We start from the raw sequence: 21,405 nt of genomic DNA, 5'->3' as shown, positions 1-21,405 counted from the left end.
CCGGCATCGCGACCAACGGGAGTGCGGGCAGTTGGGTACCTATTCACTTCTTTGTATGTCTTTGACCTGGTGTTTCCTAACATGCTGGGCATGAGCACTTCTCTGGGCGAGTTTCTTCGCGCTCGGCGCCAGCTCACGAGCGTTGACCAGGCGGGGTTGACACGCGGAGGCGGCCGTCGCCGGACTCCGGGGTTACGCCGCGAGGAGATCGCGATGCTGGCCGGGCTGAGCACCGACTACTACACCCGGCTGGAACAGGGGCGGGAACACAACCCATCGACTCAAGTGCTCGCCGGCCTGGCGCGGGCCTTTCAACTCGGCCCCGACGCCACCGAGCACCTGTACAGGCTTGCGCAGCCGGGAGCACGCAGGCAAAGGGGCGCCTCCCACGCTGATCAGGTCGATCTGCGAGTGCTGCGGTTCATTGAGAAATTGGACGATGCGTCGGTGTTCGTGGTTAACCGCCGGTTGGACATTCTGGCGAAGAACCGGGTGTCGGCGGCTCTCTTGGAGGGATTCGAGTACACCGACAACCTGATCAGGCTGACCTTCCTCAGCCCCGCGGCGCGCGAGTTCTGGATGGACTGGGAACAGGAGGCCGCCATCAACGTGGCACACCTCCGTGCCGTGGCGGGAGCGGACCACGACGACCCATACGTTCTCGAGTTGGTCGACGAGCTCTCGCGCGAAAGCGAGGATTTTCGCCGGCTCTGGGCTCGGCACGACGTAGGGCTCAGGAGTCAGGGATTCGTGCGCTTGCGCCGCGGCGAAGTCGGCGAGATCACCTTGTGGAATGAGACAGTGCGCCTCGAAAGCGCCCCCGGCCTGCAGATCTTCATCGGTGAGGCTGAGCCGGGCAGCCCATCCGGCGACACTCTGGCCAAGCTGCGCGCGCTGACCGCCGGCAACTGATGATCCGAGCGGCGGCCCCCCGAACCTGACGCCGACCTGTTCCCTCAGGTGTAGAGCCGCTCGCCGACGGTGGCCTGCGCCAGCCGGCGAAGCATGGCGATCAGAGTGTCGCCCACCGAGGTGCCGATGACGACGATCTCCACTGCGCGCTCGCGGTCGCTCACGTCGCCGACCAGACTCACGTCGATCTCGGCGATCCGCTCGGCGGCCTCGGCGTAGTCGTCGAGGGCGTCGAGCATGTCCTGACGGCCGATCTCGTCAAGGGCGGCCAGGACTCCGACGGCGGTGTGGTACGCGGGGTCGCCGGTTTTGATCCGCCAGCCGCGCTTGGTGAGCAGGTCGTGCAGGCGGCGCTCGGCGCTGTCCTTGTAGGGCCCCGGCCGTGGGTCCTTCTGCTGGGTCACGGTCCTCTGCGCCGCGCCGAGCAGGTCGAATGCTTGGAGATCCGGGTTGTCGACCTGCGCGATCAGGTCGCGGATGGCCGCGAGGGACAGCCCGCCGTATTCGACCAGGGCCCGCACCAACTTGAGCCTGCGCACATGCTCTTCGGTGTATTTGGCCTGGTTCCGTCCGGTCGGCTGGCCTGGCGCGACAAGGCCTTCCCGTATGTAGTACTTGATCGTCGGGGCCGGGACGCCCGTTGTCTCGCTCAACTCCGCTATGCGCACTTTTGCATCCCCTCTTGCTGGATGTGAATAGCTTAGCTATCAATAGTAAGAAGTCGCACTATCGATAGTGAGAAGTTGAACTATCCGCTCCGTACGGAGGCCCCCCATGTTGCGATGGCACCGCCCCCTCCTGTTCCTCTGCGCCACCATGTCGGCTCTCACCCCCGTCTTCCTGGTCCTCGTCTTCGTGGACGGCCGTACGCTCGACGGCTTGCCGATCTGGATCAAGCCCATGAAGTTCGCGATCTCCTTCGCCCTTTACTCGTTCACCTGGGCCTGGTTGCTGTCGCTCCGCCACCGGGCCGGGCGGGTGAGTTGGTGGATGGGGACCGCCCTGGTCGTCGCCGCGTTCGCCGAGGTGGCCCTCATCGCCATCCAGGCCGCCAGGGGCCGCCACAGCCACTTCAACGAGGCGACCTCGCTCGACGCGTCGATCTGGATCGCCATGGGCGCCACGATCGGCGTGCTCATGCTCGCCAACCTGGTCGCCGCGGTCTTCGTGATCGTCGATCGCCAGGCCGACCGCGTGAGCACCTGGGCGGTACGGCTCGGCCTCACCATCTCCACGCTCGGCATCGCCTCCGGCGGCCTGATGGTGACCGGAGTCCCCGGACAGACGTGGGCCGAGGACTTCGCCGGAGCCCACAGCGTGGGCGTCGCCGACGGCGGTCCTGGGCTGCCCGTGGTGGGCTGGAGCACCATCGGTGGCGACCTGCGCGTCCCGCACTTCGTGGGCATGCACGCCCTGCAACTGCTGCCCCTGTTCGCGCTGCTGCTCGCGGCCCTGTCTGTGCGTTTCGCCGTCCTGCGCCGCGAGGAGGTGCGGCTGCGTCTCGTGCTGATCGCCGGCGGGGCCTACGGCTACCTGTTCCTCCTGTTGTTGTGGCAGGCCCTGCGCGGCCAGTCGCTGGTCCATCCCGACGCCGTGACCCTGGCTCTCCTGGGCGTCGCCGCCGTCACCGCAATCGGCGCAGCCGCGACTGCGCTCTCCCCGAGGAGACAACCCGCCCCATGACCTCGTTGCTGTTCGACCTGAGCTTCTACGTGGCCGCACCGTTCTGGGCCCTGATGATCTTGGCGCCCACGTGGCGGGGCACCCGTCTGGTGGCCGGCTCGCCACTCATCGTGCTGCCCGCGGTGGCCGTCGAACTGATCCTGCTTGTGCCCCTGCTCGGCGACTTCTGGCCGGTGGTGACGAGGCCCTCGCTGGAAGGGCTGCAGAGCTTGCTGACCAGGCCCGAGGCGCTGACCGCGCTGTGGGCGCAGATCATCGCCTGGGACCTCTTCCTCGGGCGGTGGATGTATCTCGACAGCCGCGAGCGACATGTGCATCCACTGGTCATGGCGCCGGTTCTGGTGCTCACGATCCTGCTGTCACCGATAGCGCTACCCCTCTACCTCCTCATCCGGCTCCGCGCAGGTCGGCCCAGCCGGGCATTCGCGGACGGGTGAGCGAGAGGCGGCTCCGACGCCGGAGGGATCAGGGACGCAACGTGTCTTCCAGCCGGCGTACGGCGACCGCCAGCGCCACGATGCCGAGCACGGAGAGATAGATCACGGCGATGGCGGGGTAGCCGCCGCCGGTGCCGAGGAAGGCCGCCCGGACCAACTCGACGCTGTGGTAGAGCGGAAGGACCTCCACGAACACCTGGACCGGACGCGGATAGACGTCCAGCGGGAAGAAGGTGGTCGCGAACAGGAACATGGGGAGCATCACCAGTTGGATCAGCTGGAAGTCCTGCCAGCTCCGCAGGAACGTCACCGTGAGGAGCCCTAGCGCGGCGAAGGCGAAGCCGATGAGCAGAGCGCTCGGAATGACCAGTAGTGCCTCCGGCAGATTGGCCAGGCCGAAGATGCTCACGACGACCAGGAACACGGTGGCGACGATGGCCCCGCGCACGAGCGCCCAGAACACCTCGCCCAGCGCCACAGAGCGAACCGACATGGGCGTGGTGAGGATCGACTCGTATGTCTTGTCGGTGGTGAGCTTGCCGTACATGTTGAACGTGGTCTCATTCATCGCCCCGTTCATCGCGGCGGTGGCGAGCAGCGCCGGGGCCACGAACTGGGGATAGGAAATCGAGGTGCCCAGGCCCGGCACATCGCCCACGAGCAGACCGACGCCCACGCCGAACGCCAGCAGATACAGCATGGGTTCGAAGATCTCGGCGACCAGGACCGGCCAGGTGTGGCGGTAGATCATCAGGTTGCGCTCGACCATCGTCCATGCGCGGCCTGGGCGCAGGGGGATCTCGGCGGGCGCGCCGGTCGGCATCGCCGTCACGAAGCCTCCTTCTTCTCAGACGTACAGCTTGCGGCGGTAGGTGCGGCGTGCCACGTGCAGGCCGACGGCGACCATCACGCTCAGGTAGCCGATGTGGATCAGCACGCCGTACGGCGTGGCCGTGCCCAGCGCGACCGTGCGGCCGAGGTCGACGCCATGCCACAGAGGCGTCGCCCAGGCCACCCATTGCAGCGGGACCGGCAACTGCTCGATCGGGAAGAACGTGCCGGAGAACATGTAGAGCGGCAGGACCACGAACCGGAACATCGCATTGATCTGGGAGGGGCGGGTCACGGTCACCGCCCAGGCTGCCGCCGGGGCGGCGAAGGCGATCGCGACCAGCACCGCGACCAGCACGAGCAACGGCGCCCTGGCCGGATCCACCGTGCCGAAGAGCAGGCTCACGCAGGTGAACAGAACGGCGTTCTGCGTGGCTCGGAGGGTCCAGTACATCAGGTGCCCGTAGAGGATGCCCGTCGGCTCCAGCGGAGTCGAGGCGGCGGCGCGGTAGCTGCCACGCGGCAGGGCGCTCTGCATGACGGGGCCGGACGCCTCGAGGAAGGCGGTCTGCATGACGCCGGCGATCAGTATGCCCGGCAGGATGAACGTCAGATATGAATGACCGTGCAGGTACGCGCTGTTCTCGCGGTCGACCAGCGTGCCCAGCCCCAGCCCGAGCGCGGTCAGAAAAAGCAGCGGGTTGCCGATGCTGATCACGATCGAGCCGCGCCATGTGCGGCGGTAGCGGAACAGCCAGTAGCCGAGCTCTCGGAACGCCGGCGCCGAGAACGCCCTGGCCAGTGTGTCCATGTCTCCTCAGGGCGGTCGCTGGGGGATCAGTCGAGAAGGGAACGGCCGGTCAGGGTGAGGAAGACGTCTTCCAGGCTGGATCGCCGGACCAGCGCCGTCAGCGGTTGGACGCCCTGCCGGTGCACCGCGCTCAGTGTCTCTTCGCCGTTGTCGGTGGAGAGCAGCAGCCGGTCCGGCAACTCCTCCATGCGCTCGGCGAGGCCGCGGCACTTGTCGGTCATTATCTGCCGCTCGCCGGGGGCGAACCGCAACTCCAGCACCTCACGCAGGGTGTAGCGGGCGATCAGCTCGGCGGGTGTGCCTTCGGCGACGATCTTCCCGGCGTCCATCACCACCAGCCTGTCGCATAATTGCTCGGCCTCGTCCATGTAGTGCGTGGTGAGCAACAGGGTCACGCCGTCCTGCTTGAGCTGGAACAGCCGCTCCCAGAGCAGGTGGCGGGCCTGTGGGTCGAGGCCGGTCGTGGGCTCGTCGAGCAGCACGATCTCAGGCTCGTTGATGAGCGCGCGTGCGATGGTGAGCCGCCGCCGCATGCCACCCGAGAGGGTCGCGACCGCGTCCTCGGCCTTCTCGGACAGGCGGGTGAACTCCAGCAGGCGTGTGCTCCGCTCGCGCAGAACCTTCCACGACAGCCCGAAATAGCGGCCGTAGATCAGCAGGTTCTCCCGGACGGTCAGCTCGGTGTCGATCGTGTCGTCCTGTGGCACGACGCCGAGTCGCGCCCGGATCTTGGCCCCGTCGGCACCGCTGTCGTAGCCGAGGATGCGCAGGCTTCCGGCCGTCGCCGGAGACACACATGCGACCATGCGCATGGTCGACGACTTGCCGGCTCCGTTCGCGCCGAGCACCCCGAAGGCCTCCCCCCGGCGCACCTGGAAGTCGATCCCGTCAACGGCCGTGAACCCCGTCTTGTCCCCGGGCTTGCCGTAGACCTTCGTCAGTCCCCGCGCATCGATCAGCACCGTTGACGAGTCGGTCATCCACGCTCCTCCGCAGCAGGGTTTACACGCACGCGGGCCGAATGTACTTATTGTGCGGAGTTATTGCAAGATTTTGCCGGAAAGATGCGCTGTGTCGTTTCGGATTTGAGCGCTTCGGTCCATTTCGTCAGACTTTGATCAAGATGTCCGTGACCGACGGCGAGACGCGGGACCAAAAGGTACGGTCCACACCTGGAAGTGCTCCTCGAACTGTCGGATCATCGACGGTGACCCGGCTGACCTCATGGGCGGCCGACAACGGGCGGAGGTCGCCGGTGGCCGAAGGCGTTCGGTTCGGGGTGCTCGGGTCGCTCCGAGCCGAGCTGGCCGGCCGACCGGCGGCGCTGGGCGGGCTCCGCCAGCGGGCGGTGCTGGCGCGGTTGCTGATCGCGCGAGGGAGGGTCGTCTCGGCAGAGCGGATCCTCTCCGACGTGTGGGAGGGCTCAACGCCGCCCTCCATGACGACTCTCCACGGATACATCGCCGATCTGCGCGGAGCGCTGGAGCCGGAGCGGGCCCCCCGTGCTCCGGCCCGGCTACTTGTGTTCGAGGGACCCGGATACGCACTTCGGGCGGCCCCGGCCGCCGTCGACGCCGAGCGCTTCACCGATCTGGCCGCGCGTGGTCGGCGCGCGATGGAGGGCGGCGAACCGGAAACCGCCGCCGAACTGCTCGGAGAAGCGCTCGCGCTGTGGCGGGGACCGGCCTACGCCGACGTCAGTGGAGCCTCCTTCGTCGTGCCCGACGCCACCCGGCTGGAGGATCTGCGGGCCGCGGCGCACGAGGACCGGCTCGCCGCCGTCATCGCGTCCGGGCAGCACACCGCAGCCGTCGGCGAGTTGGAAGCGCTGGTGGCGGAGCAGCCGCTGAGGGAGCGCGGCTGGGAACTGCTCACCCTGGCGCTCTACAGGTCCGGACGACAGGCTGACGCGCTGGCCGCGCTTCGGGCCGTGCGCAGACGGCTGGCCGACGAACTCGGTATCGACCCCGGACATGGACTGCGCGACCTGGAGGCGGCCGTACTCGCCCAGGATCCGCGGCTTGCCCCGGCGCCCGCGGAGAAGAGCCGCGTGCCCGCCCCCGAACCGCAGACCGCGGCTCCGGCACCGCGTTCGGGCAACCTGCCGTTCGCGCTGTCCAGCTTCGTCGGCCGGGGCGGCGATCTCGCGGCCGTCGCCGGTCTGCTCGACGGGCACCGGCTGGTCACGCTCACCGGCCCGGGCGGGGTCGGGAAGACCCGCCTGGCCCTGGAGGCCGCGCGCTCCCGCGCCGACGCCGACGGGCCCTGGCTCGTGGAACTGGCAGGTTTGCACACGGCCGAGTTGCTCACCGCCACCGTCGCCGCGGCCCTGGGCCTGCCCGCCACGTCATCTCCCGACCAGCTGGCCGGAATGCTCGCCGACCGCGACCTACTGATCATCCTGGACAACTGCGAGCACCTGCTGGTCTACGCTGCCACGCTCGTTCACACTCTGCTGACGCGCTGCGGCCGCGTACGGATTCTGGCCACCAGCCGTGAATCCATGGACATCACGGGTGAAGTCATCTACGAAGTGCCGCCCTTGGACGCAGCCACGGATGCCGCGGAACTCTTTCTTCGCCGTACGGCTGCCGCGCAGCCCGGCTGGGCGCCTGCGCCGGGCGACAGAGACAAGATCGCTCGTTTATGTGCGGGGCTCGACGGCATCCCCTTGGCCATCGAGCTCGCCGCCGCACAATGCCGGACGCTGTCCGTCGGACAGATCGCCGACGCCCTGGGGGACCGATTCACCCTGCTGGTGGGCGGGTCGGCCGGGCGGCCGGACCGCCATCGCACGCTGCTGGACACCGTCGCCTGGAGCGACCAGCTGCTGCAGCCGACGGAACGCCGGCTCTTCTACCGGCTCGGTGTGCTCGACGCCGGCTTCGACCTTGAGGCGGCCGCTGCGGTCGGCGGAGTAACTTCCGTGCTGGCTCCGCTTTCCGCACTGGTCCGCAAATCGTTGGTCACCGCCGAACCTGGAACGGCGCCGCGCCGTTACCGGATGCTGGAGACCCTGCGCCACTACGCCCTGGGCAACCTCTCGCCCGACGAGCTGGCCGGGGCCGACAAGCGCCACCGCGCGTGGGCACTGGTTCGGGCCGAGAGCGCCGAACGCCACCTCCGGGGCCCGCAGGGGGCGGTGTTGCTGGACGGGCTGAGCCGGGACCAGCCGCAGTTCCGGGCCGCTTTCGCTTCCGCGCTGGCAGAGGGGGACGGCGACTACGCGTTGCGTCTGGGCGGCGCACTCTCCTGGTTCTGGTTCCGCATGGGCCATGTGGGGGAGGGACTCGCCTGGCTGTCGGAGGCGTTCGCGGCCGCACCGCGGGCCGAACCGGGCACGCGGGCGCGTGCCCGGTTCGCCGTCGCCTCACTCGGCTATCTCGCCGGGCAGACGGCACAGGCCCACCGGGCCGCACGGACGGCGGTCGAGGAGGCCGGCGAGGCCGGCGACATGGTGACCGAGGCCGTCGCGACCGTCTACGCCGCCTATTTGGGCCTGCTGGCCAGAGCACCCGTCGACGCGGCGGCACTCGCCCGCACGGCCGTTGAGATGGCCCGGCGCAGCGCCCAGGACTGGCTGGAGGCCGAGACCCTCATGGTCCAGGGCATGGTGTTGCGAGCCCTGGGGGACCTGCCGGGCGCCGACGCCGTATTCCAGGAGGCGATCGCCGCAGCCCACGCGAGTGGCCACGACTGGGTCGCGGAGGGGGCGGCGTGGTGCGAGATGAAGACCGCCTCGGATCGCGGGGACGGCTTGCGGGCACTCGCCATCGCGGGGGACATCCTCGCCGCCATGGAGCGTTACGGTGACATCTCCTTCTGGCTGGTGACCGTGCACAGCGCCGCCCGCGCCCTCGCGCTGACCGGACAGGCCGGGCACGCAGCCGTGCTGATGGGTGCGGTGGCGGCCATCGGTGCGCGGGCCGGCGTCTCCCCGGAACTGATGGACCCGCTGGACGGCCCGCGGGAGGCTGCCGCCGTACGCGAGGCGCTTGCACCGGACGAGTACGACCGCTGTGCGGCCCGCGGACGCGCCCTGTCCCGGCACGAGGCGAGCGTCCTGCTGGCCGGTCTGATCCCGTCCCGCTGATTCCGACGTCGCATCTGATCCTGGCCGTCCGCACGAACCGATCGCAACCGCTGGTCGGGACGGCTGGCCCTGGCCGCCTGCGGACAGGCCCACCCAAGGGCCCAAGTCGATTCCCAGTGACCGCCAAGCGCCCGCGCACATCCTCGTTGCTGTCAACCCGACGCCGCCTTGCACGGGCGGCCTGACAACGAGGTGAACTGTGATCAAGCGAATGATCCGCGCCGTGGCGACGCCCGGACTCACCGGGCACGCCGTCGTCATCGGCGCGGGCATCGGCGGGCTGCTGGCGGCCCGGGTGCTCAGCGAGACGTTCGATCGGGTCACGGTGATCGACCGTGACGCACTGCCCGCTCAGGGCATTCCGCGGCGGGGCGTGCCGCAGGGCCTTCACGCGCATGGTCTGCTGTCCCGGGGTTGCGAGATCCTCGAGGATCTCTTCCCACGGCTGACGGCCGACCTGGTCGCCGCGGGAGCCGTCCCGTGCGACATCCAAAATGACGTCCGCTGGTACAACGACGGCCGGAGGCTTCAGCCGGCGCCCTCAGGAATGCGTGGCCTGACGGTGAGCCGACCGCACCTCGAATGGTGTCTGCGGTCCCGGGTCGCGGCCCTTCCCGGCGTGGTGATCCGTGAGCGCTGCGAGGTGGTCGAGTTGATCTCCACCGGAGATCAGGCCCAACCGGGCGCCGTCACCGGAGTGCGCCTGCTGAGCTCCGGCCACCGGCCGGAGGACATGCCGGCGGATCTCGTGGTGAACGCCACGGGCCGGGGCAACCGCGGCGCCGAGTGGCTGCGCAGGCTGGGGTATGAGACCGCGCCGGAGGAGCGTGTCGACTCCCGGTTGGTCTACGTCTCGCGCGAGTACCGGCGCCGACCTGGCGACGCCGACGTCGTCGCCCTCGTCGTGGGGCACGGCGCGGCGACACCGAGGGGCGGGGTCGCGCTCAGCGCGGAGGGGGACCGCTGGCTCGTCACGTTGTACGGCATGGGCGACGACGTTCCCCCCGTCGATCCCGACGGATACCACCGGTTCGCCGCCCGGCTCCCGGTCCGGGACCTGCACCGTCTCCTGCAGCGTGTGGAACCGCTCGGGGCGCCCCGTCTGATGCGCATCCCGGTGAGCATCCGGCGCCGCTACGAACGGCTGCGTGACTTCCCCGAGGGATACGTGGTGTTCGGCGACGCCCTGTGCCAGTTCAATCCCAGCTACGGGCAAGGTATGACCGTCGCCGCCTGCGAGGCCGTCGCCCTGCGCGAATGCCTGGCGGACGGGGGACAGAACCGCCTGGCCGTCCGATTCTTCGGGCGCGCCGCGCGGATCATCGATGTGCCGTGGGACATCTCGGTCGGCGGCGATCTGAGGTTCCCATCGGTCGAGGGCCACCGTTCCCTGCGGGTGAAGCTGCTCAACGGCTACCTCACGCGGCTCCACGCGGCCGCGGAGGCGGACCCTGTGGTCGGGCACGCCTTCCTGAGCGTCGCCAACCTCCAGGCTCCTCCGCAGCACCTGTTGTCGCCAGGCGTCCTGGCCCGTGTGCTCCGGCCGCGCTCCGGCGGCATAGGAGCCCGCCGTGGGTTCACGGCGCGGTCGAAGAGCCCGGTCGGCCGGTGACGGCCGCAACCGTACCGCTCGTCTGCGCCGTCGTCACCAGGCGCGTGATCTCCTCTGCGACCAGGAGGCAGGCGTCCGCCGCAGGATCGATCAAGGGGAAGTGCCCGGCGTCGGCCACCTGAGTGAGGCGAACCGTCTCGCCCGCCTCGGCGGCCGCGCGCACGAAGGATTCGGCGACCTCGGCCGGGACGACGATGTCGGCGTCACCCTGGACGACGGTGGTGGGGACGCCGGTGGGGAGCAGTGCCGCGGGATCCGCGGACGGGCGCCGCTCCTCGAACCGTTCGAGTCCGCCGAGGAACTGGAGCGCCGCGCCGGCGCACACGGACAGTTCGCCGGCCTTGGTGAAATCGGCGATCGGCGCGAGCGCGACGACCCCTCCGACGGCCGGTTCGGGACGCCGCCAGGGGGAGTCCTCCGGCAGCCTGTGGCGGGCCGCCGCCCACAGCGCGAGGTGCCCGCCGGCCGAATGCCCGACCACGACCGGGCGGCGCGGGTCCGCCTGGGGGAGTGCGTCCGCCACGAGGCCGGGCAGCGCGTCCATGGCGGCGGCCACGTCGTCGAGGGTCTGCGGCCAGCGTCCCGCTGCACCCGGCTCCGCGCCGCCCCGCCGGTACTCGACCGAGGCGACCGCGAAAGCGCGACCCGCGAGAAAGGCCGCGAAGGGGGCGACGTGCCGCCTGTCGTAGGCCGCGCGCCAGGCGCCCCCGTGCAGGACGACGACGAGGGGCGCCTTCGCCTCGCCGGGATCCACGCGGGGGGCGTAGAAATCGACGACCTGGTCGGCGTGGTCGCCGTAGGAGGCGGTGGCATACGGTTCCACGAAGGGATGAGAGAACGCCGACTCCTGTTCGGCCGCATCTCGCGCCGCGGCGTCCACGGACACCGCTCGCGTTCCCGCTCCAGCCATGTGCGCCATTTCTCCTTCGCCTCGGGGTTGCGAATCACGACGTGTCACGCCGCCGGTCAACGAGATGAGAGCACCTCGGCCAGCACGCGCGCCGCCCGCTCCACGTCCGCGAACGACACGTACAGCGGTGTGAAGCCGAAGCGCAGCACATCGGGATGCCGGAAGTCGCCGACGATCCCACGGGCGATCAGTGAGCCCATCACCTCACCCGCGTCGGCGCAGCGCAGCGCGACCTGGCTGCCCCGCTCCGCATGCCGGACGGGGGTGAGCGACTCGACTCGTCCCGCGGGCAGGTACGCCGCGACGCACTCGAGGAAGAAGTCGGTCAGGGCCAGGCTCTTGTCCCGCACGGCCTCGATCGGCACCTCGTCCCACACCTCGAGTGCCGCCTCCAGAGCGAGCATCGAGAGGATGTCGGGGGTGCCCACCCGTCCGCGCGGCGCGCCGTCCGCGGCCTCGTACCGCGGCGACATGCCGAAGGGGTCCCGGTGCGAGTTCCACCCGGGAAGCGGCGAGTCGAAGCGGGGCTGCAGGTCCCGGCGCACGTACAGGAAGGCAGGCGAGCCGGGACCTCCGTTGAGGTACTTGTAGGTGCACCCGACGGCGAGGTCGACGCCGTGCGCGTCGAGCCCCACCGGCAGTGCGCCCGCGCTGTGGCACAGGTCCCACACCACCAGGGCGCCCGCGGCGTGCGCGGCGGCCGTCACACCGGGCAGGTCGTGCAGCCGCCCGCTGCGGTAGTCGACGTGGTTGACGAGGGCGACGGCGGTACGAGGCCCGAGGGCGGTCCGGAGTTCGCGGGGGTCGACGGCGACCAGACGGCAGCCCGTCATCCGCGCGGCGGACTCGGCGATGTAGCCGTCGGTGGGAAACGTCGTCGCGTCGACGACGATCTCGGCGCGTTCCGGGTCGGCCATCCGCACGGCGCCCACCAGGGCCTTGAAGACGTTCACGCTGGTGGAGTCGCCGACCACGACCTCGCCGGAGGCCGCGCCGACCAGCGGGGCGATGCGGTCACCGATCCGTTCGGGCGCTGTCCACCACCCGGACTCCGTCCAGGACCTGATGCGCAGCCGCCCCCACTCCCTGGCCACCACGTCGGCCATCCGGCCGGGCACGGTGGCGGGCAGCGCGCCCAGCGAGTTGCCGTCCAGGTAGACGGTGTCGTCGTCGTCGAGGACGAACTCGGCGCGCTTGGCGCGCAGCCCGTCCGCTTCGTCGAGTTCGCGGGCCTTCTCCGAGAGGCTGACGAGGTGTACGTGATCAGACATGGCTGCGCGCCGTCCACAACTCGGGGAACACGTTCTTCGCCGCGCGTCTCTCGAGCCAGGCCACGCCCGCCGAGCCGCCGGTTCCGGTCTTGGCGCCCATAGCGCGCCGGGTCGCCACCAGGTGGTCGTTGCGCCAGCGCCACACCAATTCGCCGACGTCCGTCAGTGCCTCGCCGAGCCGTGCCAGGTCGGAGTCCCGGTCGCCGGAATAGATCTCCGTCCATGCCGCCTCGACCTCGGCCGAGGGCTTGTAACGCTGCGACAGATCCCTTTCCAGCACGGCTCGGGGCACGGCGTGACCGCGCCGGGCGAGGAGATGCAGCACCTCGTCGTACAGGCTCGGCTGCAGCAGCGCCTTCTCCAGCTCCGCGTGGACGCGCGGCGCGCCTCGGTGCGGCACCAGCATGGACGACGACTTCTCGCCGAGCAGGAACTCCAGCCGCCGGTACATCGCGGACTGGAAGCCGGAGCCCTCGCCGAGCGCGGCCCGGTACGCGTTGAACTCTGCGGGGGTGAGCTGTGAAAGCGGCCGCCAGGAGGCGTTCAGCGCCTCCAACTCACGCACGCTGCGCTTGAGCGCGTCCATCGCGACGGGCAGCCGATCCTCGCGCAACGCGCGGCAGGCGGTCTCCCACTCGTGGACGATCACGGTGAACCACAACTCCATGACCTGGGTGGTGACCAGGAACACCATCTCACCGGGGTCGTCGGAGAGGGGGTGCTGCAGGTGGGTGAGGACGTCGGCTTGGACATAGTCCTCGTACGGGGTCGTGCCCGTGAAGTCGAGGTTCGGGGACTCCGAACCGATGCCGGCTTCTCGGGACGGGGGGCGATGCGACATCGCGGTCTCCTCGAGACGTGTTGCCGGGTAGCGGTCCGCTCCCTTCCTCTCGGCACTGGAGCCCCGGTCCCCTCGGGTACGGCCATGTCGGGACGGCCGGAAACCCACCAGGCATGATGCGGGATATGTCCCAATATGGCAAGAGCGGTGAACGGGGCGGCGTCACCCCGGCACCACAGAGAAGGGAACCGATCACCATGTCCACCTGGCTGATCACCGGATGCTCGACCGGCCTTGGAAGAGCCCTCGCCGAAGCCGTGCTCGCCGGCGGCGACAATGCCGTCGTCACCGCCCGAGACGTGTCGAGAGTGCAGGATCTCGCCGCCGCCCACCCGGAGAGCGCTCTGGCTCTAACCCTTGATGTGACGGAGCAGGCCCAGGTCGAGGAAGTGGTGCGCAGCGCCGAGGAGCGCTTCGGCGCCATCGACGTGCTCGTGAACAACGCCGGCTACGGGTACCGCGCCGCCGTCGAGGAAGGAGACGACGCGGACGTGGAACGCCTGTTCGCCACCAACTTCTTCGGCGCCGTGGCGATGATCAAGGCCGTCCTGCCCGGGATGCGTGCCCGTCGCTCCGGTGCCATCGTGAACATCTCCTCGATCGGCGCTCGGATCACGCCCGCCGGATCCGGGTACTACGCGGCGTCGAAGGCGGCGCTCGAGGGCATGACCGGGTCGCTGCGCAAGGAACTGGCGCCGCTGGGCATCACCGCCCTGTCCGTCGAGCCGGGCGCCTTCCGCACCGACTTCGCCGGCCGCTCGCTCACCCAGTCCGCCGAGGCCATCGCGGACTACGCCGAGACCGCCGGCAAGCGCCGGAAGGAGAACGACACCGTCCACGGCACCCAGCCAGGCGACCCCGCCAAGGCGGCGCAGGCGGTCATCACCGCAGTCCGGTCACCGGAACCGCCGCCTCTTCTCCTGCTCGGCGCGGACGCGGTCGGCGCGTTCCGCGGTGTTCTGGACGCCGACCGCGCCTCCGTGGACGCCTGGGCCGACGTGAGCGCCGGTACCGACATCGACGAGTAACGACGATGACCATGTGGACCTGTGAGTCCGCTCCGCCTACGGTGCCACCGACCCCTGGTTCGCCCGGGCCGTCGGGACCCGCCGAAAGTTCCCTCGAAAGAAATCCGGGAGGTGTCGGATCGGGGCAGAGGCGTTCGTAGCAGAGGTGAGCGGCCGCCCGCGAGGGGTGTCCCGAAACACAGGAGATGATCCGAGATGCAGTACATGGTTTCCGTGATCTTCGACAATGCCGGCTTGGCCACCCCCGAGGAGGACGCTGCGATCGACGTGTTCAACGACCGGCTCGTGGCCGAAGGCCACTGGGTCTTCGCCGGCGGTCTCGGGGCACCCACCACGGCCACTGTGATCGACAACCGGGGTGGGGAGGCGATGTTCACCGACGGGCCCTTCCTGGAGTCGAAGGAGTTCCTCGCCGGCTTCTGGATCATCGAGGCCGCGGACCTCGACGTGGCGCTCAAGCTGGCCGCCGAGGGATCGAAGGCCTGCAATCGGAAGGTCGAGGTGCGGCCGTTCCTGTGAACAGGATCGACGTCCGCGAGGCGGTCACCCAGGCCCACCGCGAGGAGTGGGCACGGGTGGTCGCCGCCCTGACCAGGCGTTTCGGTGACCTCGACATCGCCGAGGAGGCGGCGGCGAACTGGTCACCCTCGACGAGCAGGACCGTGGGGCCTGGGACGCGGCGCTGATCGCCGAGGGCCACCGGCTGGTGCGCGGGCGCCTGGCCTCCGGGGTGGCCCCGGGTCGCTACCAGATCCTCGCCGCGATCAACGCCGTCCACACCTCGGCCCGCGACATGCGCGACACCGACTGGTCCCAGCCGCCGACTGGAACGGAACTGAGGAGACTCATCTCGCGTGGGCCGGCGAACCGGCCGCGCCGAGGTTCTCGGTGAAGAAGCCGGTGAGCCTTTCGACAGCGGGATCCACGTACTGCTTCTTGTCGTAGAGGTCGCTGTGGCCGGCGCCGTCGATCCAGTGGATCGACTTGGGGCCGATGGCGCGCTGGAAGGCCTCGATGCTCAACCAGGAGGTGACGGCCCGGGTGCCGACGATCATCAGCAGCGGCCGTGACCCGATCAGCGGGATCGGAGCGAAGGCGTCGAAGATCGCTATTTTGTCGATGCTGGTCCAGTCCAGGAACTTGGCGGAGCGAGGGTGCTGGGCACGGGGCGTGCAGTAGTACTCGAAGCCCTCGGCGCCGTATTCACCGCCGAGCGCGCGGGCCTGCTCGATGGTGTCGGGGAACAGAGGCATGACCGTCGGCTTCTCACCACGCGCCCGCGCGCTGCGGGCCTGGGCGGCGGCGTCCAGCATGCCCTGGAACACGGCCGGATCCTGGGTCCCGTCGGGTCCCAGGCGGAAGTGGCGGGCGATGTCGACGGCGCTGACGGTGCCGACGGCCTTGATGCGGTGGTCTCCGGCCGCGGCCGGGAGCACGTATCCGCCGGAGGCGCAGATGCCGAGCGCGCCGATGCGGTCGGCGTCGGCCTCGGTTCGGGTGGTGAGGAAGGAGACGGCCGCCTTGAGGTCCTCGACGCGGTGGGCGGGATCCTCCAGGCCGCGGGGCTCGCCTCCGCTCTCGCCCTGGTAGGCCGCGTCGAAGGCGAGCGTGATGAAGCCCGCTTCCGCCAGGCGCCGTGCGTAGAGGCCGGATGCCTGCTCCTTGACCCCGCTGCCGGGGTGGCCGACGACGATCGCCGGACGCGGGCCCTGCGCCGGGCTGTCGGGGACGTAGAGGTGGCCGGCGAGTGGGATGCCGGCGCTGTCGAAGGTGACATCGGTCTTGATCACGAAATTTCTCCGTTTCGCCATGTCATGGGCTGTGTCTCCACAGTGGCCGCGATGCCGATGGCGCAGAAGCCGCACGTTCTTGCCTGGGAAAGAACGTGCCCTCCCACCAGCCCGTCGACGGTGGGAAGAATGGTCGGCATGACCTCAGCGTCAGGGCCCGGCGAGTTCGGCGGCTTCCTGAAGGCGCGCCGGGCACAGCTGGCGCCGCAGGACGTCGGCCTGCCCGGGACGGACTCCCCGCGCAAGGTCGCGGGGCTGCGCCGCGAGGAGGTCGCGCAGCTCGCGGGGATCAGCGTCGACTACTACACGCGGCTGGAGCAGGGCCGCGTGCGGGCCTCGACGACCGTGCTGGCCACCCTCGCCCGGGCGCTGCGTCTCGATGACGACCAGCAGAGGTACCTGTACGAGCTCGCGGGCAGGGCCGATGCGCGGCCACGTCGCCGCCGGCCCGCCCAGCGTGTACGGCCCGCCATGCGGCGCCTGCTCGAGCAGCTCACCGAGACACCCGCCGTCGTCCTGGGCAGACGGCTCGACATCCTGGCGTGGAACTCAGCCGCCGCGGCCCTGTACGCCGACTTCGCCCAGATCCCGGCAGGCCGACGCAACTACCTGTGGCTGCTGTTCACGAACCCGATCATCCGGGGCATGCACCTGCAGTGGGAGCACGACGCCCGCGATGCCGTCGCCGCCCTGCGCATGGAGGCCGCGGCGGATCCCGACGATCTTGAGCTGGCCCGCCTCGTCGGAGAACTGGCCGTCCAGGACGCCGACTTCCGCACCTGGTGGGCCGAGCATCGGGTCAGCAGCTCCGGGTACGGCACCAAGCTCTACCGTCATCGGCTGGTCGGCGACCTCACGCTCGACTGCGACACCTGGAGCAGCCCGGACGGCTCGGGACAGCGCCTGATGGTCCTCACCGCCGAGCCCGGGTCCCCCTCGCACGACGCCCTGCGCATCCTCACCTCGTGGACCGCGGAGCAAAGCGCGCTCCAGAACCGGCCCCAGTGATCAAGTGGAGTCAGCCGAAGACGAGTCTGCGGAAACAGTCGCGGACATCGGTGAGGGGCTGTTTGTCGCGGGTGTAGTACACCTTGTTCGTCAGCAGGACCGCCCAGCGGCCCAGTCGGGGGCAGACCCACATGCCGACGCCGGTGAAGCCGTAGTGGACCCAGGTGTCCTCGGCGGGGTCGGTGCCGGGGGCGAGCTGCCAGAACAGTCCCCGTACGGGCTGCAGGTCACCGGTCTGAACCCGCAGAGAGAGCGAGGTCCAGGCTGACCCGAATCCCGGCCCGGCGGCGCCCGTCGCGCCGCCGAGCACATGCCGGAGGAAGACGCCCAAGTCCTCCGCGGCGGAGAAGACACCGGCGCTGCCGCAGGAGGCGCCCAGCAGCCGGGCGGAAAAGTCGTGCACCGACCCTTTGGTGTGGACGCCGGTATCCGGATCGATCTCGGTCGGGGCGCACCGGGCTCGGTCCTCGGGGTCCAGCGGGCCGTAGCGCGTGGCGGCCATGCCGAGCGGCCGCCAGGTCTGGACGGTGGCGAGCTCGTCGAGCCGTCCGCCCGTGAGGTGTTCGGCGAGGAAACCGAGGATGATGGCGGCTCGGTCGGTGTACTCGACGGCCTGGCCGGGCGGACGGCGGAGCGCTTCGTGCAGCACACCCTCGCGGATGTCCACTCGGTCGGTGCCGTAGAGGTGCTTGAGCTGAGCCCGCAGGGGGAGGCCGGCGGTGTGGGTCAGCAGGTGGCGCGCGGTGAGGCCGCCCACCGGGTGGCCCGTCACCTCGGGCCAGTAAGCGCCGAGTGGGGCATCGATGTCGAGTCGGCCCGTCTCCCACAGCGCGCCGATCGCCGACCAGGTGACGAGGATCTTGGTGAGGCTGGCGACGTCGAAGACGGTGTCGAACCGCATGGGCACGTCGGGGACGCCGGGGTCCGGCACACCCACCGCGCCGAAGTCGTACAGGCGCTCGGCGTCACCGACGGCCCACACGGCACCGGGGTAGGTCCTGTCGCGGACCCCTCTGTCCAGCAGCCGCCTGATGGGGGCGACGTCGCGGGGCCCGGACCTCCTTGAGCTGAGGGCCGGGTTTCCGGTCGCGGTCACCATGACGGGTGGCCGTCGTCGGCGCCGGCCCTGCTCAGCTCGGCGAGGATCTCCGGGCCCAGGGTCGTGACGTCGCCGCCGCCCATCGTGACGACGACGTCATGGGGCCTTGCCATCTTGGCGATGACGGCAGGAGCGGTCGCCATATCGTGCATCGGGATCACGCGGGCCCCTGCCGCCTTGGCCGCGTCGACGACCAGGTCGCTGGTGACCCCGGGGATGGGCTGCTCACGGGCCGGATAGATGTCGAGGACCACCGAGGCGTCGGCCAGGGCCAGCACCTCGCCCATGGCGGCGCCCAGATGCAGGGTGCGGGAGAACAGATGGGGCTGGTAGACGACGAGGAGACGTGACCTGCCCATGGTTTCGCGCAGCGCCTCCAGATCGGCCGCCATCTCGGTCGGGTGGTGGGCGTAGGTGTCGATGACCTTGACGTCGGCGACCTCGCCCTTGGGTTCCAGACGGCGCTTGGCGCCGGTGTAGGCGGCCAGTGCCGGGGCGAGTTCGTGAACCGGCAGGCCGAAGGCGTGTCCGCCGGCCAGCGCGGCGACCGCGTCATAGGCGTAGTGGCGGCCGGGCACCGAGACCGTGAAGGTGAGCCGCTCACCGCCGATCAGAACCGTGACTCGGCTGGTCGTGCCTTGCGGGGCGATGCCGAGTATGCGGACGTCGGCCTCGGGGGACTCGCCGAATGTCAGCGTCCGCGGGCCGCCGCGACCGGCGAGCCGCCGGGTCAGCTCGCGGGCGCCTTCGTGATCAGCGGAGATCACCAGTGACCCGGTCGGGGTGATCCGGTCGGTGAAGGCCTCGAAGGACTCGTAGATCTCCTCCAGGGAGGCGTAGTTCGCGTGGTGCTCGAACTCCACGTTCAGCACGACCGCGACCTCGGGCGTGTAGATCTGGAAGCTGCGGTCGCTCTCGTCGGCCTCGGCGACGAATATCTCGCCGGCGCCCTGATGGGCGTTCGAGCCGGGTACGCCGAGATCGGCGCCGATGGCGTAGGACGGATCGGCGCCCATCACGGTGAGCGCCACGGCCAGCATCGACGTGGTGGTCGTCTTGCCGTGGGTACCGGCGACCGCGATCGCCCGGTGGCCCTCCATCAAGGCGGCCAGGGCCCGGGAGCGGTGCACGACGGGAATGTCGAGCGCCGTGGCCCGGCCCAGTTCGGGGTTGCCGGCGGGGATCGCGCTGGAGACGACCACACAGGATGCGTCCGCCGGGAGGTTCGCGGCGTCGTGCCCGGCTCGTACGGTGACACCGAGCCCGCGCAAGGCTTCGGCGGAGTCGGACTCGTGCGCGTCACTGCCCGTCACTCGTGCGCCGCGCCGGTTGAGTATCTTCGCGATGCCCGACATTCCGGCACCGCCGATGCCGATGAAGTGCGGCCGGCGCAAGTTCTGGGGAAGGGCGGGAACGCTGGGGGACATGACGGGTCTCCTTGAAGAGAGGGATGAGTCGGGGAAAGCCGGGCTGGGCGCGGGTGCGTGGTCCGGCGGGACGCGTCAGTGGGCGGCCGGTCGGCCGGGGTGACCCGCTTCGGCCATTTCGCGCATCCATCCGCGGGTGTCGGCCGCCGCGCCTGACTGGATCTCCCGCAACGCCTCGCCCATGCGCATGGTCACCTCGCCGGGTCGCCCGTCGCCGACGCTCCACTGGGCGAGAGCGGTTTTCACTGACCCGACGGGGGCGACGCCTGCGGCTGTGCCGCAGGCGAACACCTCGGTGAGCGATCCGTCCGCGCTGTCGCGCCGCCAGTCGTGGAGGGAGATCCGAGCCTCCTCCGCCTCGTAGCCGAGGTCGCCGGCGAGGGTCAGGAGCGAGGCGCGGGTGATGCCCGGCAGCAGGGAGCCGGTCAGTTCGGGAGTGACGATCCGTTCCCCGTAGACGAAGAACAGGTTCATCGCGCCCATCTCCTCCACCCAGCGCCGCTCCAGGGCGTCCAGCCAGACCACCTGGTCGCAACCTTGCGCGACGGCCTGTGCCTGACCCATGAGAGAGGCGGCGTAGTTGGCTCCCGTCTTGGCGGCCCCGGTGCCGCCGGGGACGGCCCGTACGTAGTCCTCGGCCACCCAGACCGATAGAGGCCGGATCTCGCCGGCGAAGTAGCCGTCCGTCGGTGAGGCGATCACGACGAAGAGGAACTCGCGCGAGGCCCTGACGCCCAGCCCGGGTTCGGTGGCGAACATGAACGGTCGCAGGTAGAGGGAGTGCCCGGGGCGCGAGGGCACCCACGCCCGGTCCTGCCCGACGAGTGCTTCGCAGGCCGAGATGAAGGTCTCCACCGGCAGTTCAGGCATGGCCATGCGGTGGGCGGACGCCTGGAAGCGTCTGGCGTTCTCCTCCGGCCGGAAGGCCGCCAGACCGCCGTCGGGCCTTCGATGGACCTTCAGGCCTTCGAAGACGGTCTGGGCGTAGTGCAGCGTCATGTTCGCCGGATCGATCGGCAGCGGTCCGTAGGGCACGAGCCGGGCAGAATGCCAGCCGGCGTCTTCGGTCCACGTGATCGTCACCATGTGGTCCGTGAAGTGGTGGCCGAAGCCGGGACTGGCGAGGACCTCCTCCCTCTGCTCTGGCGGGAGCGGACGAGAGGCCGGCTTGTATTCGATCAGGGGCACGGTCATGCGAGGCGGATCCTTACAGGGTGCGGTGACGGTCGACCGGGAAGCGGCATCAGCGACGCGTCGCCCGGCTTCGACGCCGGGCGACGAGGGGAAGTCCACGGCCATGCGGACGGCGGGTGCGGACTTCCGGCTGCTCTCCAGATGACCGGTACGCGGTTCTTGCGCACATCAGCCACTGTGCGCACGGGAGGTACCAGCTGTGTCCGAATGACACATCAATGTCCGCTTCATTGTGTATCGGCGAAGTATCACCGGGTGAGGCTGTCCGGCAGGAATACCGCCGCCACGCTCGCACTTTCTGGTCGGAACAGGCTGTTGGCGCACGCCGGTCGTGCGGAAGTGGACCGATGACGTGGGCCCTAAGCTGGCGTGCCCCGGTGCCCCGGTGCCCCGGTGCCCCGGTGCCCCGGTGCCCCGGTGCCCCGGTGCCCCGGTGCCCCGGTGCCCCGGTGCCCCGG

The 21,405-nt window shown here is 70.0% G+C and carries 21 protein-coding genes; 10 read left to right on the top strand and 11 right to left on the bottom strand.

The window, feature by feature from the left end; all coding sequences use genetic code 11:
• Positions 1-90: 90 nt before the first annotated feature.
• Positions 91-912: a helix-turn-helix transcriptional regulator gene (locus Pmi06nite_RS17995; protein WP_203954191.1), complete on the top strand. Its 822-nt coding sequence runs from the start codon at positions 91-93 to the stop codon at positions 910-912.
• A gap of 44 nt (positions 913-956) precedes the next feature.
• On the opposite strand, the gene Pmi06nite_RS17990 is transcribed toward Pmi06nite_RS17995, so the two are convergent.
• Positions 957-1,565 (bottom strand): MerR family transcriptional regulator, encoded by a 609-nt coding sequence (locus Pmi06nite_RS17990; RefSeq protein WP_203954190.1) that lies wholly within the window; start codon positions 1,563-1,565, stop codon positions 957-959.
• A gap of 121 nt (positions 1,566-1,686) precedes the next feature.
• Here Pmi06nite_RS17990 and Pmi06nite_RS17985 point away from each other — a divergent pair, with 121 nt between their 5' ends.
• Both Pmi06nite_RS17985 and Pmi06nite_RS17980 read left to right on the top strand, forming a co-directional pair.
• Positions 1,687-2,595, top strand: coding sequence for a hypothetical protein (locus Pmi06nite_RS17985; RefSeq protein WP_203954189.1), 909 nt, complete (start codon positions 1,687-1,689; stop codon positions 2,593-2,595).
• Entirely contained in the window at positions 2,592-3,032 is a 441-nt protein-coding gene (locus Pmi06nite_RS17980; RefSeq protein WP_203954188.1) for an ABA4-like family protein, read from the top strand. The genes Pmi06nite_RS17985 and Pmi06nite_RS17980 overlap by 4 nt, the downstream gene beginning before the upstream one ends.
• 28 nt (positions 3,033-3,060) lie before the next feature.
• Here Pmi06nite_RS17980 and Pmi06nite_RS17975 read toward each other — a convergent pair whose 3' ends face one another.
• From Pmi06nite_RS17975 to Pmi06nite_RS17965, 3 genes are read right to left on the bottom strand one after another with little or no spacing between them, the layout of a single operon-like run.
• Positions 3,061-3,855, bottom strand: a complete 795-nt coding sequence (locus tag Pmi06nite_RS17975) for an ABC transporter permease (protein WP_239113993.1) — start codon at positions 3,853-3,855, stop codon at positions 3,061-3,063.
• Between the two features lie 24 nt (positions 3,856-3,879).
• Positions 3,880-4,674 carry an ABC transporter permease gene (locus Pmi06nite_RS17970; RefSeq protein ID WP_203954186.1) on the bottom strand — a complete coding sequence of 265 codons (795 nt, stop codon included), beginning with the start codon at positions 4,672-4,674 and terminating at the stop codon, positions 3,880-3,882.
• A gap of 26 nt (positions 4,675-4,700) precedes the next feature.
• On the bottom strand, positions 4,701-5,654 hold the full coding sequence (locus Pmi06nite_RS17965) for an ABC transporter ATP-binding protein (RefSeq protein ID WP_203954185.1): 954 nt from the start codon (positions 5,652-5,654) through the stop codon (positions 4,701-4,703).
• Positions 5,655-5,929: 275 nt separating this feature from the next.
• Here Pmi06nite_RS17965 and Pmi06nite_RS17960 point away from each other — a divergent pair, with 275 nt between their 5' ends.
• Together Pmi06nite_RS17960 and Pmi06nite_RS17955 are read left to right on the top strand one after the other, a co-directional pair.
• Positions 5,930-8,767, top strand: coding sequence for an AfsR/SARP family transcriptional regulator (locus Pmi06nite_RS17960; protein WP_203954184.1), 2,838 nt, complete (start codon positions 5,930-5,932; stop codon positions 8,765-8,767).
• 199 nt (positions 8,768-8,966) lie between these two features.
• Positions 8,967-10,379: an NAD(P)/FAD-dependent oxidoreductase gene (locus Pmi06nite_RS17955; protein WP_203954183.1), complete on the top strand. Its 1,413-nt coding sequence runs from the start codon at positions 8,967-8,969 to the stop codon at positions 10,377-10,379.
• On the opposite strand, the gene Pmi06nite_RS17950 is transcribed toward Pmi06nite_RS17955, so the two are convergent.
• Genes Pmi06nite_RS17950 through Pmi06nite_RS17940 form a run of 3 tightly spaced genes read right to left on the bottom strand, consistent with a single transcriptional unit; the run spans position 10,345 to position 13,401 of the window.
• Positions 10,345-11,289, bottom strand: coding sequence for an alpha/beta hydrolase family protein (locus tag Pmi06nite_RS17950; protein ID WP_203954182.1), 945 nt, complete (start codon positions 11,287-11,289; stop codon positions 10,345-10,347). The two genes, Pmi06nite_RS17955 and Pmi06nite_RS17950, sit on opposite strands and share 35 nt — an antisense overlap.
• Before the next feature lie 56 nt (positions 11,290-11,345).
• Positions 11,346-12,560, bottom strand: a complete 1,215-nt coding sequence (kynU, locus tag Pmi06nite_RS17945; RefSeq protein WP_203954181.1) for a kynureninase — start codon at positions 12,558-12,560, stop codon at positions 11,346-11,348.
• Positions 12,553-13,401 carry a tryptophan 2,3-dioxygenase family protein gene (locus Pmi06nite_RS17940; RefSeq protein ID WP_203954180.1) on the bottom strand — a complete coding sequence of 283 codons (849 nt, stop codon included), beginning with the start codon at positions 13,399-13,401 and terminating at the stop codon, positions 12,553-12,555. The genes kynU and Pmi06nite_RS17940 overlap by 8 nt, the downstream gene beginning before the upstream one ends.
• Positions 13,402-13,598: 197 nt before the next feature.
• On the opposite strand from Pmi06nite_RS17940, the gene Pmi06nite_RS17935 reads away from it, so the two are divergent.
• From Pmi06nite_RS17935 to Pmi06nite_RS42855, 4 genes are all read left to right on the top strand, one after another.
• Positions 13,599-14,429: an oxidoreductase gene (locus Pmi06nite_RS17935; RefSeq protein WP_203954179.1), complete on the top strand. Its 831-nt coding sequence runs from the start codon at positions 13,599-13,601 to the stop codon at positions 14,427-14,429.
• 195 nt (positions 14,430-14,624) lie between these two features.
• Positions 14,625-14,948, top strand: coding sequence for a YciI family protein (locus Pmi06nite_RS17930; protein WP_203954178.1), 324 nt, complete (start codon positions 14,625-14,627; stop codon positions 14,946-14,948).
• Positions 14,945-15,115, top strand: coding sequence for a hypothetical protein (locus Pmi06nite_RS17925; RefSeq protein WP_203954177.1), 171 nt, complete (start codon positions 14,945-14,947; stop codon positions 15,113-15,115). Before Pmi06nite_RS17930 ends, Pmi06nite_RS17925 begins: the two co-directional genes overlap by 4 nt.
• Entirely contained in the window at positions 15,067-15,321 is a 255-nt protein-coding gene (locus Pmi06nite_RS42855; protein WP_308442508.1) for a hypothetical protein, read from the top strand. The genes Pmi06nite_RS17925 and Pmi06nite_RS42855 overlap by 49 nt, the downstream gene beginning before the upstream one ends.
• Here the strand turns inward: Pmi06nite_RS42855 and Pmi06nite_RS17920 are convergent.
• Positions 15,275-16,219 carry an alpha/beta hydrolase gene (locus Pmi06nite_RS17920; protein WP_203954176.1) on the bottom strand — a complete coding sequence of 315 codons (945 nt, stop codon included), beginning with the start codon at positions 16,217-16,219 and terminating at the stop codon, positions 15,275-15,277. The genes Pmi06nite_RS42855 and Pmi06nite_RS17920 overlap by 47 nt on opposite strands.
• Positions 16,220-16,357: 138 nt before the next feature.
• On the opposite strand from Pmi06nite_RS17920, the gene Pmi06nite_RS17915 reads away from it, so the two are divergent.
• Complete coding sequence (locus Pmi06nite_RS17915) at positions 16,358-17,227, top strand: helix-turn-helix domain-containing protein (protein ID WP_203954175.1); 870 nt, start codon at positions 16,358-16,360, stop codon at positions 17,225-17,227.
• 10 nt (positions 17,228-17,237) lie between these two features.
• Here the strand turns inward: Pmi06nite_RS17915 and Pmi06nite_RS17910 are convergent, their stop codons facing one another.
• The 3 genes from Pmi06nite_RS17910 to Pmi06nite_RS17900 form a co-directional block, all read right to left on the bottom strand.
• On the bottom strand, positions 17,238-18,326 hold the full coding sequence (locus tag Pmi06nite_RS17910) for a serine hydrolase domain-containing protein (protein WP_203954174.1): 1,089 nt from the start codon (positions 18,324-18,326) through the stop codon (positions 17,238-17,240).
• Complete coding sequence (gene murC, locus Pmi06nite_RS17905; RefSeq protein ID WP_203954173.1) at positions 18,320-19,753, bottom strand: UDP-N-acetylmuramate--L-alanine ligase; 1,434 nt, start codon at positions 19,751-19,753, stop codon at positions 18,320-18,322. Before murC ends, Pmi06nite_RS17910 begins: the two co-directional genes overlap by 7 nt.
• Positions 19,754-19,828: 75 nt before the next feature.
• Entirely contained in the window at positions 19,829-20,947 is a 1,119-nt protein-coding gene (locus Pmi06nite_RS17900) for a branched-chain amino acid aminotransferase (RefSeq protein ID WP_203954172.1), read from the bottom strand.
• Positions 20,948-21,405 lie beyond the last annotated feature (458 nt).

It is taken from the genome of Planotetraspora mira, from assembly GCF_016863275.1.
GTDB classification, from domain to species: domain Bacteria; phylum Actinomycetota; class Actinomycetes; order Streptosporangiales; family Streptosporangiaceae; genus Planotetraspora; species Planotetraspora mira.
This window is presented reverse-complemented; position numbering and strand designations above follow the sequence as displayed.

What these genes read in the sequence shown, in the direction of transcription:
- Pmi06nite_RS17995 (WP_203954191.1), top strand. Translation starts at nt 91, where the DNA reads ATGAGCACTTCTCTGGGCGAGTTTCTTCGCGCTCGGCGCCAGCTCACG.
- Pmi06nite_RS17985 (WP_203954189.1), top strand. Translation starts at nt 1,687, where the DNA reads ATGTTGCGATGGCACCGCCCCCTCCTGTTCCTCTGCGCCACCATGTCG.
- Pmi06nite_RS17980 (WP_203954188.1), top strand. Translation starts at nt 2,592, where the DNA reads ATGACCTCGTTGCTGTTCGACCTGAGCTTCTACGTGGCCGCACCGTTC.
- Pmi06nite_RS17975 (WP_239113993.1), bottom strand. Translation starts at nt 3,855, where the DNA reads ATGCCGACCGGCGCGCCCGCCGAGATCCCCCTGCGCCCAGGCCGCGCA.
- Pmi06nite_RS17970 (WP_203954186.1), bottom strand. Translation starts at nt 4,674, where the DNA reads ATGGACACACTGGCCAGGGCGTTCTCGGCGCCGGCGTTCCGAGAGCTC.
- Pmi06nite_RS17965 (WP_203954185.1), bottom strand. Translation starts at nt 5,654, where the DNA reads ATGACCGACTCGTCAACGGTGCTGATCGATGCGCGGGGACTGACGAAG.
- Pmi06nite_RS17950 (WP_203954182.1), bottom strand. Translation starts at nt 11,289, where the DNA reads ATGGCTGGAGCGGGAACGCGAGCGGTGTCCGTGGACGCCGCGGCGCGA.
- kynU (WP_203954181.1), bottom strand. Translation starts at nt 12,560, where the DNA reads ATGTCTGATCACGTACACCTCGTCAGCCTCTCGGAGAAGGCCCGCGAA.
- Pmi06nite_RS17940 (WP_203954180.1), bottom strand. Translation starts at nt 13,401, where the DNA reads ATGTCGCATCGCCCCCCGTCCCGAGAAGCCGGCATCGGTTCGGAGTCC.
- Pmi06nite_RS17935 (WP_203954179.1), top strand. Translation starts at nt 13,599, where the DNA reads ATGTCCACCTGGCTGATCACCGGATGCTCGACCGGCCTTGGAAGAGCC.
- Pmi06nite_RS17930 (WP_203954178.1), top strand. Translation starts at nt 14,625, where the DNA reads ATGCAGTACATGGTTTCCGTGATCTTCGACAATGCCGGCTTGGCCACC.
- Pmi06nite_RS17915 (WP_203954175.1), top strand. Translation starts at nt 16,358, where the DNA reads ATGACCTCAGCGTCAGGGCCCGGCGAGTTCGGCGGCTTCCTGAAGGCG.
- Pmi06nite_RS17910 (WP_203954174.1), bottom strand. Translation starts at nt 18,326, where the DNA reads ATGGTGACCGCGACCGGAAACCCGGCCCTCAGCTCAAGGAGGTCCGGG.
- murC (WP_203954173.1), bottom strand. Translation starts at nt 19,753, where the DNA reads ATGTCCCCCAGCGTTCCCGCCCTTCCCCAGAACTTGCGCCGGCCGCAC.
- Pmi06nite_RS17900 (WP_203954172.1), bottom strand. Translation starts at nt 20,947, where the DNA reads ATGACCGTGCCCCTGATCGAATACAAGCCGGCCTCTCGTCCGCTCCCG.